At 35.3% G+C, this 22,109-nt stretch carries 19 protein-coding genes and 2 tRNA genes; 10 read left to right on the forward strand and 11 right to left on the reverse strand.

Translation table 11 applies throughout. The annotated features are described in order from the left end of the window. Positions 1-386 precede the first annotated feature (386 nt). Genes GQ598_RS09205 through GQ598_RS09220 form a run of 4 tightly spaced genes read left to right on the forward strand, consistent with a single transcriptional unit; the run spans position 387 to position 2,020 of the window. Entirely contained in the window at positions 387-659 is a 273-nt protein-coding gene (locus GQ598_RS09205) for a DUF4190 domain-containing protein (RefSeq protein ID WP_091346706.1), read from the forward strand. A gap of 26 nt (positions 660-685) precedes the next feature. Next, positions 686-1,102 carry an outer membrane protein assembly factor BamE gene (gene bamE, locus GQ598_RS09210; RefSeq protein WP_160403868.1) on the forward strand — a complete coding sequence of 139 codons (417 nt, stop codon included), beginning with the start codon at positions 686-688 and terminating at the stop codon, positions 1,100-1,102. Position 1,103: 1 nt separating this feature from the next. Continuing rightward, positions 1,104-1,397 carry a hypothetical protein gene (locus GQ598_RS09215; RefSeq protein ID WP_160403869.1) on the forward strand — a complete coding sequence of 98 codons (294 nt, stop codon included), beginning with the start codon at positions 1,104-1,106 and terminating at the stop codon, positions 1,395-1,397. 14 nt (positions 1,398-1,411) lie between these two features. Beyond that, positions 1,412-2,020: a hypothetical protein gene (locus GQ598_RS09220; RefSeq protein ID WP_160403870.1), complete on the forward strand. Its 609-nt coding sequence runs from the start codon at positions 1,412-1,414 to the stop codon at positions 2,018-2,020. 111 nt (positions 2,021-2,131) lie between these two features. On the opposite strand, the gene GQ598_RS09225 is transcribed toward GQ598_RS09220, so the two are convergent. Then, a tRNA-Lys gene (locus GQ598_RS09225) sits at positions 2,132-2,207 on the reverse strand. 194 nt (positions 2,208-2,401) lie between these two features. Between GQ598_RS09225 and GQ598_RS09230 the strand changes: the two genes are divergently transcribed. Continuing rightward, on the forward strand, positions 2,402-3,073 hold the full coding sequence (locus GQ598_RS09230; RefSeq protein ID WP_091346699.1) for an OmpW family outer membrane protein: 672 nt from the start codon (positions 2,402-2,404) through the stop codon (positions 3,071-3,073). A 52-nt stretch (positions 3,074-3,125) separates the two neighbouring features. Here GQ598_RS09230 and GQ598_RS09235 read toward each other — a convergent pair whose 3' ends face one another. The 5 genes from GQ598_RS09235 to recQ form a co-directional block, all read right to left on the reverse strand. Next, a complete protein-coding gene (locus GQ598_RS09235; RefSeq protein ID WP_160403871.1) occupies positions 3,126-5,984 on the reverse strand; it encodes a valine--tRNA ligase in 2,859 nt (952 codons plus the stop codon). Between the two features lie 200 nt (positions 5,985-6,184). Next, on the reverse strand, positions 6,185-7,033 hold the full coding sequence (gene panC / locus GQ598_RS09240) for a pantoate--beta-alanine ligase (protein WP_160403872.1): 849 nt from the start codon (positions 7,031-7,033) through the stop codon (positions 6,185-6,187). 11 nt (positions 7,034-7,044) lie between these two features. Then, the gene (gene panB / locus GQ598_RS09245; RefSeq protein ID WP_160403873.1) at positions 7,045-7,887 is read right to left on the reverse strand and encodes a 3-methyl-2-oxobutanoate hydroxymethyltransferase; all 843 of its coding nucleotides are present in this window, start codon (positions 7,885-7,887) and stop codon (positions 7,045-7,047) included. Continuing rightward, positions 7,884-8,726 carry a Rossmann-like and DUF2520 domain-containing protein gene (locus tag GQ598_RS09250; protein WP_160403874.1) on the reverse strand — a complete coding sequence of 281 codons (843 nt, stop codon included), beginning with the start codon at positions 8,724-8,726 and terminating at the stop codon, positions 7,884-7,886. Before GQ598_RS09250 ends, panB begins: the two co-directional genes overlap by 4 nt. Before the next feature lie 206 nt (positions 8,727-8,932). Continuing rightward, positions 8,933-10,762, reverse strand: a complete 1,830-nt coding sequence (gene recQ / locus GQ598_RS09255; protein WP_160403875.1) for a DNA helicase RecQ — start codon at positions 10,760-10,762, stop codon at positions 8,933-8,935. A 285-nt stretch (positions 10,763-11,047) separates the two neighbouring features. Here recQ and GQ598_RS09260 point away from each other — a divergent pair. Both GQ598_RS09260 and GQ598_RS09265 read left to right on the forward strand, forming a co-directional pair. After that, positions 11,048-11,124, forward strand: a tRNA-Val gene (locus tag GQ598_RS09260). A gap of 125 nt (positions 11,125-11,249) precedes the next feature. Beyond that, positions 11,250-11,498: a helix-turn-helix domain-containing protein gene (locus GQ598_RS09265; protein ID WP_160403876.1), complete on the forward strand. Its 249-nt coding sequence runs from the start codon at positions 11,250-11,252 to the stop codon at positions 11,496-11,498. A gap of 67 nt (positions 11,499-11,565) precedes the next feature. On the opposite strand, the gene GQ598_RS09270 is transcribed toward GQ598_RS09265, so the two are convergent. From GQ598_RS09270 to GQ598_RS09290, 5 genes are all read right to left on the reverse strand, one after another. Continuing rightward, on the reverse strand, positions 11,566-12,000 hold the full coding sequence (locus tag GQ598_RS09270) for a hypothetical protein (protein ID WP_160403877.1): 435 nt from the start codon (positions 11,998-12,000) through the stop codon (positions 11,566-11,568). A gap of 274 nt (positions 12,001-12,274) precedes the next feature. Next, on the reverse strand, positions 12,275-12,550 hold the full coding sequence (locus GQ598_RS09275) for a hypothetical protein (protein WP_091346686.1): 276 nt from the start codon (positions 12,548-12,550) through the stop codon (positions 12,275-12,277). After that, entirely contained in the window at positions 12,547-13,239 is a 693-nt protein-coding gene (locus GQ598_RS09280) for an endonuclease (RefSeq protein ID WP_160403878.1), read from the reverse strand. Before GQ598_RS09280 ends, GQ598_RS09275 begins: the two co-directional genes overlap by 4 nt. A gap of 654 nt (positions 13,240-13,893) precedes the next feature. Continuing rightward, the gene (locus tag GQ598_RS09285; RefSeq protein ID WP_160403879.1) at positions 13,894-15,435 is read right to left on the reverse strand and encodes a hypothetical protein; all 1,542 of its coding nucleotides are present in this window, start codon (positions 15,433-15,435) and stop codon (positions 13,894-13,896) included. Positions 15,436-15,927: 492 nt separating this feature from the next. After that, complete coding sequence (locus GQ598_RS09290) at positions 15,928-17,901, reverse strand: TonB-dependent receptor domain-containing protein (protein WP_160403880.1); 1,974 nt, start codon at positions 17,899-17,901, stop codon at positions 15,928-15,930. A gap of 170 nt (positions 17,902-18,071) precedes the next feature. Between GQ598_RS09290 and GQ598_RS09295 the strand changes: the two genes are divergently transcribed. The 3 genes from GQ598_RS09295 (at position 18,072) to GQ598_RS09305 (ending at position 22,055) form a co-directional block, all read left to right on the forward strand. Further along, positions 18,072-18,998 (forward strand): siderophore ABC transporter substrate-binding protein, encoded by a 927-nt coding sequence (locus GQ598_RS09295; RefSeq protein WP_160403881.1) that lies wholly within the window; start codon positions 18,072-18,074, stop codon positions 18,996-18,998. A 343-nt stretch (positions 18,999-19,341) separates the two neighbouring features. Beyond that, on the forward strand, positions 19,342-20,658 hold the full coding sequence (gene rimO / locus GQ598_RS09300) for a 30S ribosomal protein S12 methylthiotransferase RimO (protein WP_160403886.1): 1,317 nt from the start codon (positions 19,342-19,344) through the stop codon (positions 20,656-20,658). A gap of 8 nt (positions 20,659-20,666) precedes the next feature. Further along, a complete protein-coding gene (locus GQ598_RS09305) occupies positions 20,667-22,055 on the forward strand; it encodes an MATE family efflux transporter (RefSeq protein ID WP_160403882.1) in 1,389 nt (462 codons plus the stop codon). Positions 22,056-22,109 lie beyond the last annotated feature (54 nt).

Here is a 22,109-nt window from a genome sequence, read left to right on the forward strand (position 1 = left end):
GGTGCGAAGGTGCTAGTATAAATCACCTTTCTACTTTCTTCACTCCACCGTGTTTAAAATTGCACTTCATATTTGAATCCAGGAATATCTGGTAGTTCTGTTGTCCTGATTAAATTATAGGTAATACTTTCACGTCCAGTAATACTTTTATACCAATATAAGTTAATAAAATAAAAAACACCACTTAGTCGCTTTATTATACTTATCATCATAACTTATTACTTTTAAAAAAAATTTGAAAGATTACAACGATCAGTAAAGTTAATTATGATAGTCAATGCCTATCATAATATATTTAATTGATCTGTAAAACCGATCATAATATAATAATTAACCTCTTTAACTTAACCTTTACTCAAATTTAATAAATTTTTATGGAGACAAAAATGGAACAACAAAAAAAAGCAACAAGTTATTTATCAATATCGTCAATGGTGTGCGGTATTATTTCAATAATACTTCCAATGGCGGGGTTTAACATAGTTGTCGGGATTATAGCAATAGTGCTAGGCGTGATAGGTAAAAATGATGTAATAAACAATCAAAAAGACGGTCTAGGGTTTGCTAAAGCAGGAATTATTTGCGGAATTATTGGTATTGCTATTTGGCTTTTATTTTTAATTATTGTTGGTAGTACATTACTAACATTTATGCATTAATTAATAAATGTTATAAGGAATTAAGAATGAGTAAATTACTTATTAGCATTGTGTTAACCACAGGTTTTTTATTGTCTGGGTGTGTGACTCAATATGAAAGTGCGCAGATGATTTTAAAAGATGAAACAAAAGAAACTATTAGAAAAAAAATAAAAGAAGGAAAAACAACTCAAAATCAGATAAGAGAAACATTTGGAGAGCCAACATCGGCACATTTTGATGGTGGTACGGAAATTTGGTCATACAGTTATTATTCTCAAGAACAAGATGTTACATCAGCTGTTATACCATATGTTTCACTCTTTAATTATAAAACAAGAGCTGATTTTCATCAGAAAGAATTAACAATCTTTTTTAATAATAATAGTAAAAAAACAGTGAATAGATACAGCTTTTATGAGTCTAACAGTCAACTGAATGATAAAACAAGGGTAGGGCGATAAAATGAAAAAAATAATTAGTTTTGTGTGTGTTAGTGTTTTGGGAGTTGTTTTAGTTGGTTGTGGCGATAAAAACACAATTACTTATGACTTAAAAACAGGTAAAGCAACAGCAAGTGGTTTTGATTCTCAAGCCCCAGATTTGACTGGAGTTGGTTATATGAAAATAATGAATGAGATTAGTAAAAATTGTAATCTCGATATTGCCACACTTGCTATGAATTTAAATATTGACGGTAAATACACAACAAAAGTTTGTAAAAACGGTATTACCTACAGATTAATTAATGCTAAGTAGAACGGGAATAAAAAATGAATAAAATTATTGGATTAAGTAGTATTACATTATTAAGTTTAGTTTTAACGGGGTGTGGAGATTCAAATACCAAGAAGTTTGAAGATTTTGCTAAAGATGCTGTAAAGGACAAAAAACAGCTAGTCGTATTTTATGATATCAAAAATAACAAGAATTATAATTATAGTTATTACCAATTTATTGGGGAAAGTACCTCTTCAAAAATCGATCAATTTTTAAGCTCGCCAATGATTAAAGATTGCTCAATCAGTAAAGAAAAAATGAATGAAGTAGCCCTATCTAATGATTCTATTACTTTTACTTGCGCGTATTCATATAAAGATGTATTAACAAATATGGACACACCACCAGACAAAAAAGTGAAAATAAAAATAGTAGGTGAAAAATCATCAGATAACCAAAGTATTCTTGACATGAACGATATAAATTTCTTATTAAACTTCAAGGATAACACAGTATATAACAAAAGTGTCGATGAAATAACAGGTAATGTTAAGAGCACTTTGATAGAAGGATTAAAACAAACATGTAAAATTTCTGATGACAAACAAGTATATGATGATTGCCTTTCCCCGCATTCAAGATTAAAAATAACAGGTTTATAAGTCTTTTATACAGAATTAGAGGGTTAGCCCTCTTTTTTTATAAGTTTTTAATTGATATTTTGTGATGTTCTTATTTTGATTAGCAATTGGATAAACGTTAAAATTAAGGAATGGTGGGTTGTGAGGGGATCGAACCCGCGACCAATTGATTAAGAGTCAACTGCTCTACCGACTGAGCTAACAACCCACTGAAATATTAGCTTACATTGTATATAGGTTTAAGCAATAATGCAAATCACCAAACTCATTTTATTTACTAAAATTTTGAGATAAATTTCAATATTGCTAGATTAATAAATAAGTCTATGTTTTACTATAGTGCGTTTTTTCAACATAATTAAATATTATATAATGAATTATAAATAAATTGGGAGAAAAGAAATGAAAATATCATCAGTTGCTATGCTTATTACAATGGGATTATCCAGCGCGGTAGCTTATGCGCATACTGCAAATGAAATTATTGTCCGTGGTGGGCCAGTTTATGTTCACCCTCAAGATAAAAGTGATCATGTTAAAGTAGGCGGAGCCAAAAGCGATCTAAAAGCAAAAGCCGATAACGATACTCAACTTGGATTGAATTTCCAATATATGGTGACCGATAATATTGGTGTCGAACTGTTAGCTGCAACACCTTTTAGCCATCAGGTTAAATTAGGTGGAGGCAATTCAACTGGGCTTGCTGGTGCTCATTTAGGTAAAATTAAACATCTACCACCAACATTAAGTGCTGTTTGGTATCCACTTGATTCACAATATGAGTTACAACCCTATGTTGGAATGGGTATCAACTATACCTTCTTCTTTGACGAAAAACTCAGTGGCGAAGCCAAAAAAGCGGGATTTCATGGTTTAGATCTCGATAGTTCTTGGGGCTGGGCTGCACAAGTCGGTGCTGATTATACTTTAAATGATAATTGGCTTTTGAATGCTCAAATACGTTATATCGATATTGAAACTAAAGCGACTACCCATTTAGGCAATACTAAAGTTACCGCTAATTATAAGCTTGACCCATGGGTTGCAATGATTGGTGTAGGTTATAAATTTTAAATTAGCAAATATAAAAAAAACCTCTCAAGCGAGAGGTTTTTTATTACAAAGATTAAAGATTTTTTATAGCGACATACTGCTCTTGCAGTTTGGCTTTATCATCAATATAACCTTGTTGTTTTTCTTTTTCTTTAGCAACTACTGCTGCTGGTGCTTTATCGACAAAGCTGGCATTAGACAGTTTATTTTCAATACGAGAAATTTCGCCATTGATGCGTTCAATTTCTTTTTCTAAACGCGCAAGTTCGTTTTCTTTATTGATTAATCCTGCCATTGGGATTAGCAATTCGGCGCCATCAACCAGTTTGGTGACCGACAATGGTCCTGTTTCACCATCATCAAGCAAAACAATTTCAGATAATCTTGCTAATGATTCAATAAAATTGATGTTATCAGCAATGATTCGATGCACTGTTGGTGAGCCTTTTCGAATTAATAACTGCAATGGTTTGCTTGGCGCAATATTCATTTCAGCACGAATGTTTCGTACGGCAATCACGACATCTTTTATCCAATTAATATCGGCTACTGCTTGATCATTTGAATGCTGTTCATCAAAAGCAGGCATTGGCTGTAACATAATGGTGTCAGCGCTTATATTCATTAAGCCTTTTACATTTTGCCAAATTGCTTCGGTTATAAATGGAATAATTGGATGTGCAAGGCGTAATAGAGCTTCTAATACCGTAATTAACGTATGGCGAGCTGCGCGTTGCTGTGATAGTTCGCCATTGGCTAAAATGGATTTGGTTAGCTCTAAATACCAATCACAGAATTGATTCCATGTAAACTCATATAAAATATTAGCTGCTAAATCAAAACGATAAGTATCAAATGCTTCTCGGTAAGCTTTAATAGTTTGATTAAATTCGGCTAAAATCCATTTATCTGCTAAGGAATAATCTAAATCTCCACCTTTAAAGCCACAATCATGCCCTTCTGTATTCATCAGCACATAGCGGCTAGCATTCCAAAGTTTATTACAGAAATTACGATAACCTTCTAAACGTTTTAAATCCCAATTAATATCACGTCCAGTTGAGGCTAATGCTGCTAAAGTAAAGCGTAGTGCATCAGTCCCGTGCGCTTCAATACCATTAGGGAACTGTTTTTGAGTACGTTTAGCAATTTTTTCGGCTAATTGAGGCTGCATCATATTGCCAGTACGTTTTTCTAATAAAGCTGACAATGATATACCGTCAATCATATCTAAAGGATCAATAACGTTTCCTTTAGATTTAGACATTTTCTGCCCTTCTTCATCGCGAATTAAACCTGTGACATACACCGTTTTAAAAGGAACTTGTGGTTTACCATGTTCATCTTTAATAAAGTGCATCGTCATCATGATCATTCTAGCTACCCAGAAGAAAATAATATCAAAACCAGTTACCAGCACATTAGTTGGATGGAATGTGGCTAAATCATCAGTATTATTCGGCCAACCTAACGTTGAAAATGTCCAAAGTGCAGATGAGAACCAAGTATCAAGTACATCGTCATCTTGTTTCAGTTCAATATCATTGGCAAGGTTATTTTCACGTCGCACTTCAGCTTCATCACGACCAACATAAACATTACCTTGTTTATCGTACCAAGCTGGAATACGATGTCCCCACCATAATTGACGTGAAATGCACCAATCTTGAATATCATTCATCCAAGAAAAATACATATTTTCATACTGTTTTGGTACAAATTGGATATCACCATTTTTTACTGCATCAATAGCAGGCTCGGCAAGCACTTTTGCACGCACATACCATTGATCGGTTAACATAGGTTCAATCACAACACCACCACGATCACCATATGGAACGGTCAAATCATGCGGTTCGATTTTTTCTAAAATACCCAATGATTCGCATTCTGCAACAACGGCTTTACGAGCAGCAAAGCGTTCCAATGTTTGGAACTGAGTTGGAATAACTGGATCATAAGCATCGCTTGGTTCACCATTGGTATCAAATACTTCAGCTTGCTGACGAATATCCCCATCAAACGTTAAAATGTTGATCATCGGTAATTGATGACGTCGCCCAACTTCATAGTCATTAAAATCATGCGCAGGAGTAATTTTTACGCACCCTGTACCTTTGCTCATATCAGCATGTTCATCACCCACAATAGGAATACGACGATTAACAAATGGCAATATCACAAATTGTCCAATCAGATCTTTATAGCGAGGATCTTCAGGATTCACCGCAACTCCTGTATCCCCAAATAAGGTTTCAGGACGAGTGGTTGCCACCACTAAGTAATCTTTGCCGTCGGCTGTTTTAGCACCATCAGCTAACGGATAACGTAAATGCCACATTGAACCTTTAACTTCGCGGTTTTCAACTTCAAGATCAGAGATCGCTGTACGTAATTTAGGATCCCAATTGACTAAACGTTTACCACGATAAATAAGATTTTCTTGATATAATCGAACAAATACTTCTTTCACCGCATTTGATAGACCATCATCCATGGTAAATCGTTCACGATCCCAATCAACTGAATCCCCTAAGCGACGCATTTGCTTAGTAATGCTACCGCCTGATTCGGCTTTCCATTGCCAAATTTTGTCAATAAAAGCATCACGCCCGTAATCATGGCGTGTTTTATTTTCTTCAGCCGCAATTTTACGTTCAACCACCATTTGCGTTGCAATACCAGCGTGATCGGTTCCTGATTGCCAAAGGGTATTATGACCTTGCATGCGATGATAACGAATCAAAGCATCCATAATGGTTTGTTGAAAAGCATGCCCCATATGTAAACTACCTGTCACATTCGGTGGTGGAATAGCAATACAATAACTTGGTTGTGATTTATCACCACTGGGTTTAAAATAACCGCTTTGTTCCCAATGCTTATAAATAGGTTGTTCAATTTCTTGTGGGTTATAAGTCGTATTTTTCATAATTAATGCATCAATCCTGATTTAAGGCATAAAATGGTTGCTATTCTACAGTAAAATAGCCAAACAATAAATTAGCAGAACAATAAACTCATTGATTTAATCAAATTGTAAAAATTTTTATAATACGATGAATAGCACAAAAAAAACCGCCTTATATTAAGCGGTTTTTTTATATCTACCATTATAAATATAATTCGTAATTAGTGATGTTGATAAATAAAATTATCAATTAATCGTGTTTTACCAATATAAACCGCTAGCGCACACAAACTATCTTGCTCAAGCATATCAACCGATGTTAATGATGCTAGATCGACAAATTCAATATAGTCAATCTTGGCTAAAGGTTGATTGACAATAAGATTATGCATAGCTTTTGTTATAACAGTTACCGACTTTTCTCCCTGCTTTATCATTGCATTAGCGCATTCAATTGCTTGATAAAGGCACACGGCTGCGGATCGTTCACATTCCGACAAATAACTATTACGTGAACTTTTAGCTAGTCCATCTGCTTCACGCACAATAGGGCAACCAATAATTTCAATGTCGAAATTCAGATCACTGACCATACGTTTAATTACCGCTAGCTGCTGTGCATCTTTCTGTCCAAAATAGGCACGATCAGGTTGTGTGATATTGAATAATTTTGTAACAACCGTGCAAACACCTTTGAAATGCCCAGGACGCCTCTTTCCACATAAAGCATCTGTTAAACCATTAACATCAACATAGCTGTTAAAATTAGCATCATACATTTCACTGGCAGTTGGACAAAAAATCAAATCCACCCCCACCTTCTCACAAGCGATTTTATCCCGTTCTAAATCACGTGGATAACTAGCAAGATCTTCAGAAGGACCGAATTGTATAGGATTAACAAAGATCGTCACAATAACTTTTTGATTATCTTTTTTAGCTGCTGTCATTAAGCTCTGATGGCCTTCATGCAGATAGCCCATGGTTGGAACAAGCCCAATACTATAGCCAGCTTGCCGCCAAGCTTTAACTTGCTCTCGTACTTGTCCAATTGTCGTTACAACATTCATTTAGTTATCCTTTATGATTGAAACTCAGATTTAAGTTTGCTCATTACCTCACTATCAATCGCAAATTCATGGATCGATGCTGGAAATTGTTGCTGTTTTACCTCTTGGCAATAATCAGTAAACGCTTGTTTCATATGATGACCAATTGGAGCAAAAGATTTGACAAATTTTGATGCAACACCATCATACATAGACAGCATGTCTTGATAAACAAGCACCTGACCATCACAATTTACACCTGCGCCAATACCAATAGTTGGAATACTCACTAATTGTGAAATCAATTTTGCTAAATCAGCAGGTACACATTCAAGTACAATCGCAATCGCACCCGCTTGTTCAACTGCTAATGCATCAAGAACAATGTTTTTAGCATCTTGATAATCTTTACCTTGCACTTTGTATCCCCCCAATGCAAGAACAGATTGGGGCATGAGTCCAATATGCGCAACAACCGGAATGGAGGCTTGTGTAATCATTTTAATATGTTCACTAAATGCTTGCCCTCCTTCAAGTTTAACCGCTTGAGCTTGACCTTCTTTAATTAGGCGACCGGCATTGAAAACTGCATCATACACAGATGTTTGATAAGACATAAAAGGTAAATCAGTGACAACAAATGCCGACTTAGCGGCTCTTGCAACTGCTTTGGAGTGGTGGATCATATCTTCCATAGTAACCGATACGGTGCTATCGTAACCTAACATCACCATACCTAAAGAATCCCCCACTAATAAACAATCTACACCACTTTCATCCATTAATTTGGCTGTAGTGTAATCATAAGCAGTTAGCATGGTAATTTTTTGTCGGTTTTGTTTACGTTCTTTTAAAGTGGCAATCGTATTTTTCAAGGTAACAGCTCCAGTTCTAATTGTCGATAGTCCTTGCTTGGATGCTTTGTTCGACTAATATTAAGTAAAATAGCAGATAATTGCTGATAAATAGGTTTTAATTCAGAGGGCATAGCCATTATATGTTGTTTGATAACTTCAACATCACCACGTTCTACAGGTCCAGTTAAAGCATTAATCACCCCAACTTTACATATATTTTTAGCATTTCCTAAAAATAACGGATGCCACGCTTGTTCACTAAACTCAGTATCTAACCCACATTGGTCAAGTAAATCAACACCAATTTGTACCAATGCAATAACTTGATTACTCAACATAACACAAGCTGCATGATAAAGTGGCTTTTTATTCGCAGGTAAAATGGCTAAAGGATTTTTTAGTGAAACAAAAAAGTTTTTTAATTGAGGGATAATGCTTTCATTTGCTTCAAGCGTAAAAGAAACACCTGACATAGCGGTATAGCATTCAAATCTATCATAAATGGCATATAAAGGATGCAATGAAAACGCAAATGGATGAACAATTTTATGTTGGTTAAATATATGTGACGTCAACAGCCCACTGCAATGACCGATCCATTTATTGGTAATAGATAATTGGCAAAGTTCTTGCCAAACAGAGGTTATTTGGCTATCCGATACAGTAACCAATAAACAATCACAATCATTAACTAAATCAGCTAACGATGCATAAGCTTGACTATGAGTAAAATCACTTGCCTCTTTTGCATGTTCATAAGATCGGCTATAAAACCCAGCAATCGGCATTCCACATAAAGAAAAATACTTAGCTAAGGTGCAACCTACTTTACCCGCACCAATAAAACCGATAATCATTGTAACTGTAAATTATTAAATAGTTGTCGCATTATAGCTTAATCGACTTGATATTCAATTATAATTAATGATGGTAGCAAATAAAATTATTTGTAGCATATTGCTTATTGTTGACATAAATATCTCCATTTTTATTAATTGATTATAAATTTTAAAATAATCAAAATGTTATAAAAATGATTATCATATGTAATTTGTACAAAATGTTAAAAATTTTTGGCCATAAATTCATCTATTGCATCTAAAAACAAACTACCATACTTTTCTAACTTAATTTTACCTACACCAGTAATGTTAATTAATTGCTTTTTACTTGCTGGTTTGGTTTGAACCATTTCAAGTAACGTCGCATCACTAAAAACAATATAAGGTGGAATATCTTCAACATCGGCAATATCTTTACGTAATCGCCTAAGCTTGTTAAATAGAATTCGTTCTTCGTACGATAAAACCGCAGTTAAATTAATTGATCTTGCATATCGATTTATGCGGTTCTTTTTCACGATTTCTAAACGCGGTTTAGCTAAAGATAAAGGGGTTTCGCCCCTAAGAATTGACCGCGCCTTTTCTGTTAATTGAAGAGTGGTATAATTCGATATTTCTTGATTTAAATACCCTAAATAAATCAATTGTCTAATAACACTAAGCCAATAGTTCGATGAATTTTGCTTACCGATACCATAAACCGATAATTTGTGATGACCAACTTCTTTAATGTGAGCACGCGCAGAGCCTCTTAAAATATCAACTATATATTGTGCTCCATAACGCTGTTTAACACGATAAACACAAGATAAAACCTTCTGCGCATCAATTAAACCATCATACATTTCAGGAGGATACAAACAAATATCACAGTTCTTGCAAGGTTCAGCTCGCTCTTCGCCAAAATAACTCAGCAACACAATGCGCCGACAAGTCAAACCTTGTGCAAAAGCCTCCATCGCATTGATCTTTTGCAGTTCCACGTCTTTATGCTTACCATCTATTTTCTCAACAGTTTTTTGATGATACCACTTCAGATCTTTACTATTAAATAGCAGCATCGCCTCGGCAGGTACGCCATCACGCCCTGCTCGGCCTGTTTCTTGATAATAAGCCTCAATCGTTCGTGGACAATCCGCATGTAAAACAAAACGCACATTGGGTTTATTAATACCCATACCGAACGCAACGGTAGCGACAATAATTTGCACATCATCTTTTAAAAAAGCATCTTGTGCTTGTTGGCGTTCATTGTTAGACAACCCTGCATGATACGCCATAACCGAAAACCCACGAGCAGCAAGTCTAGTGGTCATATCTTCAACTCGAGAACGGCTTGAGCAATAAATAATACCGGGATTGCCTTTTTGTGTTTCAACAAACGAAATAACCTGTTCCATCTGATTAAATTTGTCAACGACGGTATAACGAATATTCGGCCGATCAAAACTCCTTACCACAACTAACGGATCAACCAAATTAAGTTGATTTATAATATCAGATTGCGTCATCTTATCGGCAGTGGCGGTCAATGCAACAATCGGTACCTCAGGAAAACGAGTAGAAAGCTGACCTAATTGACGATAATCAGGTCTAAAATCATGCCCCCATTGAGAAATACAATGCGCTTCATCAATAGCAATTAATGAAGGTGGATATTCATTAATTAAAGTAGAAAAAGCGTACACTCCCAAACGTTCAGGTGAAACATATAACAACTTTATTGAATGATTTAAATATTTTGCGATGACTTCTTGTTGTTCTATAGCAGATTGAGAAGCATTAAGATATGCAGCAGGAATACCATTAGCTAATAACTGATCGACCTGATCCTTCATCAAAGAAATTAAAGGAGAAATAACAATAGCAGTCCCTGGCAATAAAACCGCAGGGATTTGATAACATAAAGATTTACCGCCACCAGTAGGAATAATGGTTAAAGTATCACGTCCATCGATAATAGATTCAATAATTTCTCTTTGTTGATTTCTAAATGACTTGTAACCAAAAACATTTTGCAGAACATCTTCTATCTGATCTTTTATCGACATACAAACCTAAATATATAGCGCCTAACGAAATGCGCCGAGTATAGCGAAATTAATTTAAACAAACCACCATGAACTTACAGAAATTTACAATTCATCCCAAAAATAAGAAAGTTTTTAGAAACAGCTTACATTGAACAATCATGTTATGACTTTTTTTTAAAACCGAAAAGAAATAACGTTCATTATGCAGCCAATTTTGTTCAACAGACTAAAAAAACAGCTATTTTTCATTTTTTTACTTGATACAAATCGATTTGCCCGTTAATATTTACGTGTTTCAAATATACGCCCGTAGCTCAGTTGGTTAGAGCATCACCTTGACATGGTGGGGGTCAGTGGTTCGAGTCCACCCGGGCGTACCATTCTAAAGCCTTATCTAGCAAGCCTTTAAAGTGATTATTTTAAATTCAGATTTTATCCGCAGGGTAAACTGGGGTAGCACTTCACTAACATAATAATTATATTGAGATTAGCCATAAAAATAATAATGAATAGAACAGTTGATATTAAAGCAAGTATGCTGAACAAAGTTGTTAGTATGGTTTTTGATAATAACTATTCTCCTACACAAGCATGGCGTAAGTATTTAAAATTATCCGAAGTTAAAGTTGCGAATAAAATAGGTACTAACCAATCAGCTTATTCTAAATATGAAAAAAGCCAAAAGTTAAGAAAAGCAACACTAATTAAAATTGCCGAAGCACTACAAATCAAGCCTGAACTGATAAATTTTTAATAAAAAAACTCTTAGAAAATTTAATAAAATAGCACTAAATAAAAATAATTTCTTTCCGGTTTTATAGTTATTGTATTCTGGTACAGTGCATTGATATTTTACTTTTTTCATTGTTTTCTTTCTTATCTTGCGTTATTGCTAACTCAGAAATCATCTTAAACTCATTGTCTGATATATACTCAAACCTGTTGAAACCAGACAACCTCATACCATTTAAAGTGCTGTTATAACTTCTATTCAATTTCTTAAAATCTTCCTTTACCATTTCATTACTACCCGGCCATTTTACAAAAAAATCATCGTTTTCTTTTAAATAGGTAACTACTGATTTTCCATGGTCAATTGATGTAGAATAGTCTTGAAACATCCCGTTCTTCCATTTTGCTCTTTGTTCGATTGAGCTACATTCCCAATTCCCGATAAGCATTTCCTCAGTTACTTTCTTTTTACCACAACCTAATAAAGCAACCCCAATTAAACCAACTAGCAAAATTTTTTTCATATTATCACCTTCCTTTTTGGTAATAGTATGAAATTTATAAACTAATAGCAATAAAAAATCACCTTTCTACTTTCTTCACTCCACCGAGTTTAAAATTGCACTTCATGTTTTAATCCAAGTTCACATTATCAACTTCAAAAAGCAATTTATAGATTTCTTTCATAAATTTGAATCGCTCTTTAGTCCAATACTAGCTATTATGTTATTGCTGTCGATTTGATATTGAGTGAATTACTCAAAATTTGAACATAAAAAAAACCGACTTTCGTCGGCTTCATTTTTTATTTTCTTCATCTGTGGATTTAGTGTTTTTGTCCAAATTAGTTTTATTTTGACTTAATTTCTTTTTACGTTTTGATTTTTTATTCTCTTTTAATTTATCATTAGCTATGCTTAAAAGGATAAAACTCCCACCCAGAAAATATGTAATATCAATTAACTTAATTATGTAAGGATTTGAACCTCGATACGAATTGTTGTGAGATACCACTACCGCATCTACAATTTGCGACCAAAAAACAATTAAAAATAATACGATTAACTTTTTCATTGTGTACACCGCCCAGTAACAAACTTATTATCATTACCCTGCACTTTTGCTATATGCGCATTACGCTTGCATTCCCAATTTTCAGGTGCATACATTTTATTCCATGCCATCATCAGCTTCTTTTCTTGATTTGATAAATTGATTTTATATTTATCAGACATGTAAAGATAGGTGCGTGCTATCATTCCACGGATTTCGTTACGTGGCTGGAATACGCGAGCTTTAAAATCCACAGCACTTTTACACTGCCCATACTGATTAAATTCTTTAGTGAATTGCGAATAACGATAATTAGACCTATCGCCATTCACTTCACCAATAGCCGGTTGTAAGTTATGCATATCCCCTTCTATTTGATTGAAGGTAGCATCTTTTTTGCACGCTTTACGCCCGTCTTCTTGCCAGCATGTTAGGTGTCTACCAAAATTCTCGGCAGGCATAACATGTTCCCACTCAATGCGTTCAGCTCTAGTTTGATTTTTTCTTGGCTGATACCCACACTTGCTAAAATCAACAACGCTTTTTTTACCTACCCACGAAAATTCGCATCCGCAATAAAATGTCGTTTGATTAGGGTTTAATTTATATAATTTAGTTAAATGTGTTTTAGCTGAATTAAAGTTCTGTGCTGAATAAACAAATAACGGAGTAAATAAAAGTAAGATAGCTATTTTTTCCATAAAATCCATTTAAAATAAATCCAAAAACTATAAAAATTTAATATGTTATATAAAACATCAACTTTTATAGTAAAGCATCCTGCAATAACAACTATCAAGTAAGAAGCTTGATAAAACAAACCCTCGTTTTTTGATTAGGGCTTAAAAAAGGAAAAGAACGAGCAAACGCTTAATTCTCTTGTTTATAATATTGGTATTGTTTCCAGTCTATTAACCAATCAAAGGACGGGCACCCCCGACTGTGGCTTTAAATATATCAACAGATATTAAATAATATCAAGATGATATTATAGCAAAATCAATAAATGAAATTCAAACCAAAAGCGACTAAACGAGAAGCAAAGTAGAAGGTTTAAAGCAACGCGTGGACAATATTGCATTAATTGAACAAGTAAGTAAAAGTTAGGATATACCACAAGTTTAACTCATTGTTGATGTAGAATGATTTTTAATAAAGAATTGAATCGTTTTTTGAGAATAAAAAATAGTTATTGCTTTGGTTGTTTGGAGCTTATGTTGTTGTAGTAATTAACCACAACAGCACAAGCCTAATTTCACTGGTCCGCCTCCAACTACGCGGGGACGATATTCTTTGCTATATTACTCTCTATCTACACCATAACCGGCCCCGCTGCCCAAGGATTAAGGACTAAGATATAAAATCTAAGGTGTAGTACAAACAGCGTAGCGGGGATGGCCAACGCTACCGTGGATAGAGGATCCTCTTGGGAAAACACCGAAGGCACTGTTACCTACCGCATCATTCGTCCAGTAGCGGTAGTTTTGATCGGTGAAGCCCGCATCAGCGTAGAAGGTCATGAAACCCCACTCCGTGAAAAAACCTGCACCTATGTGACGCATGTAATAATTACCAGATGAATTAGGTGTGGCGCCTGAAATAGGATGATCACCACCTATACGCACCGCGTTAGTCAAATCCTTGACCCGTGGCAAATGATACCCCAAACTTCTACACCAAGATGTTTGGTTAGGCCAACTACTCGCTTTCCCCCCTCGATTTACGAACCACTGTTTTAACACAAATCCATATTTAACCTCCACATTATCGCCACTATCCCGACCCACCAATTCAAATGTCTGTGGCAAAGATGGTACACTTAAAGGACTAGGATTATTTGAATTTATCTGAGTACCATCAGCCCTTGGACCTCTTAACGTTACCCGTGTTACATAACTAGATTTATCAGTAATCCATTGATCAGCTTGTCTGGTTATTCCTTTTGGGTCTGTGAATGTATCAGAACGCGGCCTTGTCCAACTCACCGTTGCACTTATACTACCAGTTGTGTTAACTGTCCAACTCAACTCACTTCCATCTACTCCAACAGGCATCTCTAAGTCAAAGTACAATCCATCTGCACCCGTTGTAGGGAAATTTCGGTCGTAAGATGATGAACGCGTTGACTGAGTTAAAAAACCCTTTGTAGGACTCCATATGTTAGATGGGCCTGCGTAGCGAGGGTTGTCGCTAGAATAGATGCCAGTAGTACCACCCAACAACAAATTCGGCCTTGCCGACTGTGCAAACAAACAACGAGGATATGGACTTAAGTAATAATACTCCCTGTCATTAGTGGTTGAAAATACACGACGATTTGGCACGCCATATTGTGTAGTTAAACTAGCACCATCGGGGTTTAAGCCTATTGTTACCCTATAAGGAGCCTTACATGCATCTAATGTATCATTAAGACGTACAGTATTTCCATACTTATCATCTAATGAAAGCCATAAAGTCCCTGTCGCCGTTACACCATTAGTACCCTGTCCATCTCCATCATCATCTCCCCAAGAATGATAACGATTGACTAAATCATTTAAACGCAAAAAAGTGGTCGATGGTGGAAAAATAGTCTTTATATCACCCAAAGTACTCCCATCTGGAAACATTATTGGATTTATCCTACTTGATCTATTCGTTGACGGCGTGACCTTTCTACCATTAGGCAAAGTAATGGTGAACAACGATTCAAGGTCTGTTACCTTGGTTTGGCCTCCATCAGATGTTAAATACGGCCCACTACCCTCAATGACCCTTGAGGTTTGTGCCGTTAAGGCCTGTGCACCAAATGAACACAACCAAAACAATAACGTCGCAATCCATAACGGAGACTTTGATAAGAACGATAAAAGATTGAATCTCTGCCTCGACAACAACCCTACCGATAAACTCGGCAAGTTCATTAAGCTAGATGATTTCGGTGATAAAAATAAGAATGGAGTCTGATTTTGACTACGATGATATTGAAAAAGATTTAGAACATAGGTTTGGCAGGCCAGATGCCAGATGCCAGATGCCGATTATGATAGCGCATTTCGATTATCCTGTCAATTAATTTTTTGTTTCATTTCGATTTTTTATAATTAATTGCTCAATTGATGAGCATTTCCTTGCTTTAAAAGCGCTTAAATTATAGTCGGTTGAGTAATAATCCGCTAGTTTTTTTGTTAAAAATTTGTAAAGTTTTATTAAAGACCGAGTCAAGCTACGTTGATGTACTACTGGAAATGGGGGGTGGATGGTGGTTTTTGGCTAAAAGCCACGGAATAAAAAACTTCAATAAAATCAATATCTTTTCTGACCAATTTTTCGCATAAATTAATGAATTATTTATAAAAAAGGCAGCTATATTAAAGCTGCCTTAGAATAATAAACTAAACCGAAATATTGGTTAATTAGAAATTAATTTCAGTACCGACAAAATAACGTCTACCTTCTAATGTTTTACCAAAATCTTCGTTACTAACATCTTTATCAAATAAGTTATAAACACCGGCATAAACTTTAGCTTGTTTATGTAATTGGTAAGATGCACCGATGTCCCAGAAAGTATAGCCAGGATATTCAACTTTTGTGCCATTACGGTTGTTTGATGACTCCACACCATAATAGGCTATTTTAGCCCACAAATCCCATTGCTGTGTGGCATACCAATCTAGTTGAGTATTGAATTTTTGTTTCGGTGTACGATTTAAAGATCGTCCTTTATATTGACCACTTTTTTGTTCTGTTTTTGTCCAAGCATAATTAGAGCTTAATAAGAAATCAGTAAATAAAGGCGTTTTAAATGAAAACTCAAGACCTTTAAGATCAGCTTTACCCACATTTTCACGACCTTGTATAAAGTCAAACTTTCTGCTATAACCGTTCAATAAACATTTGCTACCACTTTTTTTACGATCACAAATATAATAAGATTGAATTTTATCTTTATATTTTGTGTAAAATGCGGTTGCCGAAGCATCAATACCATAATCATTAGTATAGCCTAGACCAATTTCAAAATTATTTGATTTTTCAGGTTTTAAATTTGGATTTCCAATGATTACACCATCTGAATATCCGCCCCCAGTTACTTGCCCCCAATCAGTTACAACGTAACGTAATTGTGGAGTCGCATAACCTGTTGAATAACCACCTTTTAAGGTAAAGTTATCATCAATATTCCAAACACTGTAAACTCTAGGATTCCAATTGCTACCATAATTTTCGTCTTTGTTATAACGCAATCCTAACGTTAAACTCCAATTTTCTAAAATACGTAGTTCATCTTCACCAAATAGCGCATAATTCCAACGATCTATTTTTGACAATGTTGTTTTTAACTGGTTGCCTTTGTCATGTAGCTCTTGATAATTATATTTTCCGCCTAAAGTGAGCATATTAATACTAAAAGGAATAGTAACACGTGTATCTACATCTGTATTTCGAATTTTCATCTGTCTTTTAGGGTTATTATTACCTTCATAAGCGACAAATGAGGTCGTTGACACATCACCAAATAAGCCATTATGTGTTAGTGCAAATGTATTTCGTCTATTATCTCTATTAAAGTCACTTCTAGATTTATCTCTTGTTTTACCCGCCGTTGCGTTACTGTTTTGTAAAGATCGTCCAAAATCCAAATCAAATGTTTGTGTTTCAGTAGCATTTAAAGATAATTTACCATTTAAACTGCGTAATTTTTGCCCAGCATGACCACTAAGAAATTCATCTTCATGACGTTTTGAATACTGTCCATACAGTTGAATACCTAAAATATCATCAATAATCGGTCCTATCGTTGAAAAACTACCAGTGTAGGTATCTTTTTCTTTTGAACGATAAGGAATAACCGATTCTAGACGTACACCACTTTGCCATTTGTTTGACACTTTTTTAGTAATAATATTAATAACGCCCCCCATTGCATCAGAACCATACAATGACGACATAGGACCACGTACAACCTCAATACGTTCAATTGCCGTTAATGGTGGTAACCAACCTTGCTCAAATCCCGAATTATCACTATTCGGTCTGGTTTCACGAGTACTAACTTTCTTACCATCAACTAGTATTAAGGTATATTTAGCATCCATTCCGCGGATACTAATATCAGTAGAATCCCCTCCACCAGTGACATTTACACCTGGAATATCTTTTAGCGCGTCAGTAACATCGCGATAAGGTTTATTTTCGATCTCTTTAGGTGTAATAACCGAAATGGTTGCTGGCGCTTCTTTCACTTGCTGAGAAAACCCCGATGCAGTAACAACCATGGTGTCAGTATCTGTATTGCTAGCCGCTATAGCGGCGCTTGATAATGACAACAAAATGCCCGTATTAATGGCATGAGTTGCCAATTTAAACTTCTTTTTTGCTTTCATTTCTTATAACCCCATTATTTATAATGATAATTACCGTTTAATTTGCCCTAGGCACACTACACTATATGAGAATGATTATCAATATCTTTATAAAAAATTATTTAGTTCTAGACAATTCACTTTTATTAAATAATAATTATTATCATTTACAATGACGTGAGAAAATTGATATGAACAAGAAAAAAAAGTTACTTTTGAGTAGTATTGCAGTGATGATGTTAAGTTTAACTGGCTGCCAATCATCGACAACAATGAATGTCACTACTGATAATCAAACAGTGGTCGTCCCTAAAGCGCCTAAAAAAGTGGTAGTGATGAACTATGGCGCATTAGATACGTTAGATGCGTTAGGTAAAGGCTCAATAGTTGCAGCCACCCCACGGTCAGTTATCCCATCTTACTTGCAACAATATAATAACGCCTCGATTACCGATACGGGCAATATGAAAGAACCCAATATTGAAACTATCAAGCAAGTTAAGCCTGATTTAATCGTTATTGATGGACGTCAGGCAAGTAAAGCCGAAGATTTATCTAAAATTGCCCCGGTTATTAATTTAAGTGTTGATGCTAAAAATTACGTTGAATCAACCAAAAATCATATTCAAGTGTTAGCAAAGATTACGGGAACAGAAAGCAAAGCGGATAGTATCATCCAATCATTAGATAAAAAAATTCAAAGTACACAAGCCTTAGCACAAGCTAGCGCTAAAAAAGCTATTGTTGCTATTCATAATGATGGGAAAATGATTCTTATCAATTTAAGCTCAAGTGCGGCACTGATTCATGACGTACTAAATGTTAAACGAGCAGTACCACTCACCGTTATGCCTGCGAATAACACAATAGGCAAGCCAAAACCAACTTTTGTTGATGATAATTATATTAAATCGGTAAAACCTGATATTGTTTTTGTGGTTGATCGTAGTAAAGCAATCGGCAAACAAGGTATGGCTGAACACTATTTTTCTCAGCAAGTACTAAACAAAAGTAAAACACATGTGGTTTATTTAACGCCAGATCTATGGTATTTGTCTGGTGGAGGTGCCGAAAGCATAAATCGTCAAATTGACGAAGTCATTAATGCATTAAAATAATAGCGTTTAATTAGCAAGTTCAACTTCCTATACTTTAAAAGCCTTTATTGGCAATAAAGGCTTTATATTTTATTAGATAGATAGTGAAATAATATCCAACAAATAATCCTTTTTATTCAAGCAAACTGGCTACTTTCCGTCACTATTGCTCATAGCTAATAAATAAGCCAAAGCATTGTTAATATAAATTTCAAATTTGAAAATCAGTGTATCAACTATGATGAAATATGATAAAATGCCAGCTTCATTTTAATTTGCAAATGATAATTAACAAATATAGTTTATTAATTCTCAAACAATACCTCTTTAAACATAAAACACTATTATTATAAATACTATGAATATGTCACCCCCTACAATTGGATTTGTAAGCCTTGGCTGTCCTAAAAACTTAGTTGACTCTGAGCGAATTTTAACCGAACTACGCACGCAAGGTTATCAAGTCGTACCTAGCTATGACAATGCTGATTTAGTCATTGTTAACACTTGTGGATTTATTGACAGTGCAGTACAAGAATCGCTTGAAGCAATCGGCGAAGCACTAAACGAAAATGGAAAAGTCATTGTAACTGGATGCCTTGGAGCCAAAGAAGATCAAATTCGAACTGTACATCCAAAAGTTCTTGAAATATCTGGCCCGCATAGCTATGAAGTGGTTTTAAGTCATGTTAATAAATATGCCCCCAAACCGGCTTATAACCCTTATACCAGCTTGATTCCACAGCAAGGGGTTAAATTGACACCTAAACATTATGCTTATCTTAAAATTTCAGAGGGCTGTAATCACCGTTGCACATTCTGTATTATTCCTTCTTTGCGTGGAGATATGGTTAGCCGACCAATTGGGAATGTCTTGGATGAAGCAAAACGTTTAGCAGATAGTGGCGTTAAAGAGTTATTGGTCATTGCCCAAGATACTTCGGCTTACGGTATCGACATCAAAAACCGCACCAATTTCTGGAATGGAATGCCATTAAAAACTGATATTCAAACCCTGTGTGAACAACTATCAAATTTAGGAATTTGGGTTAGATTGCATTATATGTATCCTTATCCAAGTGTTGATAATCTAATTCCATTAATGGCTGATGGTAAAATTTTGCCTTATTTAGATGTGCCATTACAACACGCAAGCCCAACTATTTTAAAATCAATGAAACGCCCCGGATCGATTGAAAGAACCTTAGAACGTATTCATAAGTGGCGCGAAATCTGCCCAGATATTACATTACGTTCAACGTTTATAGTTGGATATCCAGGCGAAACCGATCAGGATTTTGAACTACTACTTGAATTTTTGTCACAAGCACAATTAGATCGAGTTGGCTGTTTCCCATACAGCCCAGTAGAAGGTGCTGTTGCGAATGAACTGGCAAACCAAATTCCAGAAACAATCAAACAAGAACGTTTTGATCGTTTTATGCAATTACAGCAAAAAATCTCAACACAAAAATTACAAGCCAAAATAGGCAAAACATTATCTATAATTATTGACGAAGTTGATGAGCAAGGCGCAATAGGTCGCAGCATGGCTGATGCCCCTGAAATCGATGGCGTTGTTTATTTAAACGAAGAAAACCAAGTTAATGTTGGTGATATTGTTCAAGTTAACATTGAACATTCTGATGAATACGACTTATGGGGAACGGTTAAACGTTAATAAAAACCATGAAACAACATTATAAACACGAAATAAAAAATCTTACTAAATTAGCGGTTCCTGTACTTATTGCACAAATATCACAAACAGCAATCACATTTGTCGATACCATTATGGCAGGAAATTATAGCAAAACAGCCCTATCAGGTGTGGCTATTGCCGTGTCAATTTGGCTGCCCACGATTTTATTTGGACAAGGTTTGTTAACGGTATTAACACCAATTATTTCAAACTTAAATGGTGCCGCTAAACGTGATCAAGTTGCTGTTCAAACGCGTCAAGGTGTAGTAATAGCGCTAATATTATCAATATTAATGATGTTGTTTCTGTATCATTCCGACAAAATAATTAATCTAAGAAGCTCAGCAGATCACCCTATCGATCCCGAAATGGTTGACGTTGCCGTCTCATTTTTACGCGCCATAATGTGGGGTGTGCCAGCATTCTTGCTTTTTTTGGTCTACCGCAATCAATGTGAAGGACTATCAAACACAAAGCCAGCCATGGTGATCATATTCATTGCTCTTCTTGCCAACATTCCAATTAACTACGTTTTAATCTATGGAAAATTAGGCTTACCTGCTTTTGGTGGAGTCGGCTGTGGCATTACAGCGACAATTATTTTTTGGCTTATGTTTATATTAATACGCTTATACACACTCACTAGCGCAAGCCAACGCGACATTCGCCAGACACCAATCACTAAACTAGTTGATTTTGCTATAATCAAAAAAATTGTTGTGCTTGGCATTCCTCTTGCGCTCGCTTACTTTTTTGAAATGAGCTTATTTGCTGTGATTGCATTATTAATTGCCCCATTAGGTCAAATAACCGTTGCTGCACATCAAATTATATTCACCATCAGCAGTTTAACCTTTGCCATTCCATTATCTCTTGGTGTTGCAACCAGTATTCGTGTTGGTTATTTACTAGGTAATAAAAAACCTGCATTAGCCAAACAAACCGCCTATATTAGTTTAGCTATATCGCTTGCCATGGCAATAATTGTTGCGTTAATTTTAGTTATTTTTAAAGCACCGATTGTCGCTCTATTCACCAAAGAAACAGCCGTCATGGCTATTTGTATGCAGCTCATTATATTATTAGCTATTTATCAAGCATCAGATTATTTACAAGTAGTGGCAAGTAACGTGCTACGAGGTTACAAAGATACCCAAAGTATCTTTTTGATCACCCTACTTTCTTATTGGGTAGTAGGACTGCCCGTTGGCTATGTTTTAGGATTAACCAACCTAATCATTGAACCAATTGGCGCAGCTGGTTTTTGGATAGGTATCATATCAGGACTTGCTGTTGCGGCATTACTATTAATAGCAAGGATGATCTATATCCAAAAACAACCCGTCGATGTTATTTTAGAACGAGCATCAAAATAAAATTACCTATATAAGAATTTAATAATATAGAAAGGATTAACTACATTTTTATAA

Source organism: Gilliamella sp. Pas-s95, from assembly GCF_009795795.1.
Lineage (GTDB): Bacteria > Pseudomonadota > Gammaproteobacteria > Enterobacterales > Orbaceae > Gilliamella > Gilliamella bombicola.

Coding starts and splice junctions, on each gene's coding strand:
- GQ598_RS09285 (WP_160403879.1), bottom strand. CDS start 15,435: ATGAACTTGCCGAGTTTATCGGTAGGGTTGTTGTCGAGGCAGAGATTC.
- GQ598_RS09280 (WP_160403878.1), bottom strand. CDS start 13,239: ATGGATTTTATGGAAAAAATAGCTATCTTACTTTTATTTACTCCGTTA.
- GQ598_RS09265 (WP_160403876.1), top strand. CDS start 11,250: ATGAATAGAACAGTTGATATTAAAGCAAGTATGCTGAACAAAGTTGTT.
- rimO (WP_160403886.1), top strand. CDS start 19,342: ATGTCACCCCCTACAATTGGATTTGTAAGCCTTGGCTGTCCTAAAAAC.
- GQ598_RS09275 (WP_091346686.1), bottom strand. CDS start 12,550: ATGAAAAAGTTAATCGTATTATTTTTAATTGTTTTTTGGTCGCAAATT.
- GQ598_RS09270 (WP_160403877.1), bottom strand. CDS start 12,000: ATGAAAAAAATTTTGCTAGTTGGTTTAATTGGGGTTGCTTTATTAGGT.
- bamE (WP_160403868.1), top strand. CDS start 686: ATGAGTAAATTACTTATTAGCATTGTGTTAACCACAGGTTTTTTATTG.
- GQ598_RS09250 (WP_160403874.1), bottom strand. CDS start 8,726: ATGATTATCGGTTTTATTGGTGCGGGTAAAGTAGGTTGCACCTTAGCT.
- panC (WP_160403872.1), bottom strand. CDS start 7,033: ATGAATGTTGTAACGACAATTGGACAAGTACGAGAGCAAGTTAAAGCT.
- recQ (WP_160403875.1), bottom strand. CDS start 10,762: ATGTCGATAAAAGATCAGATAGAAGATGTTCTGCAAAATGTTTTTGGT.
- GQ598_RS09235 (WP_160403871.1), bottom strand. CDS start 5,984: ATGAAAAATACGACTTATAACCCACAAGAAATTGAACAACCTATTTAT.
- GQ598_RS09230 (WP_091346699.1), top strand. CDS start 2,402: ATGAAAATATCATCAGTTGCTATGCTTATTACAATGGGATTATCCAGC.
- GQ598_RS09205 (WP_091346706.1), top strand. CDS start 387: ATGGAACAACAAAAAAAAGCAACAAGTTATTTATCAATATCGTCAATG.
- GQ598_RS09295 (WP_160403881.1), top strand. CDS start 18,072: ATGAACAAGAAAAAAAAGTTACTTTTGAGTAGTATTGCAGTGATGATG.
- GQ598_RS09220 (WP_160403870.1), top strand. CDS start 1,412: ATGAATAAAATTATTGGATTAAGTAGTATTACATTATTAAGTTTAGTT.
- GQ598_RS09305 (WP_160403882.1), top strand. CDS start 20,667: ATGAAACAACATTATAAACACGAAATAAAAAATCTTACTAAATTAGCG.
- GQ598_RS09290 (WP_160403880.1), bottom strand. CDS start 17,901: ATGAAAGCAAAAAAGAAGTTTAAATTGGCAACTCATGCCATTAATACG.
- GQ598_RS09215 (WP_160403869.1), top strand. CDS start 1,104: ATGAAAAAAATAATTAGTTTTGTGTGTGTTAGTGTTTTGGGAGTTGTT.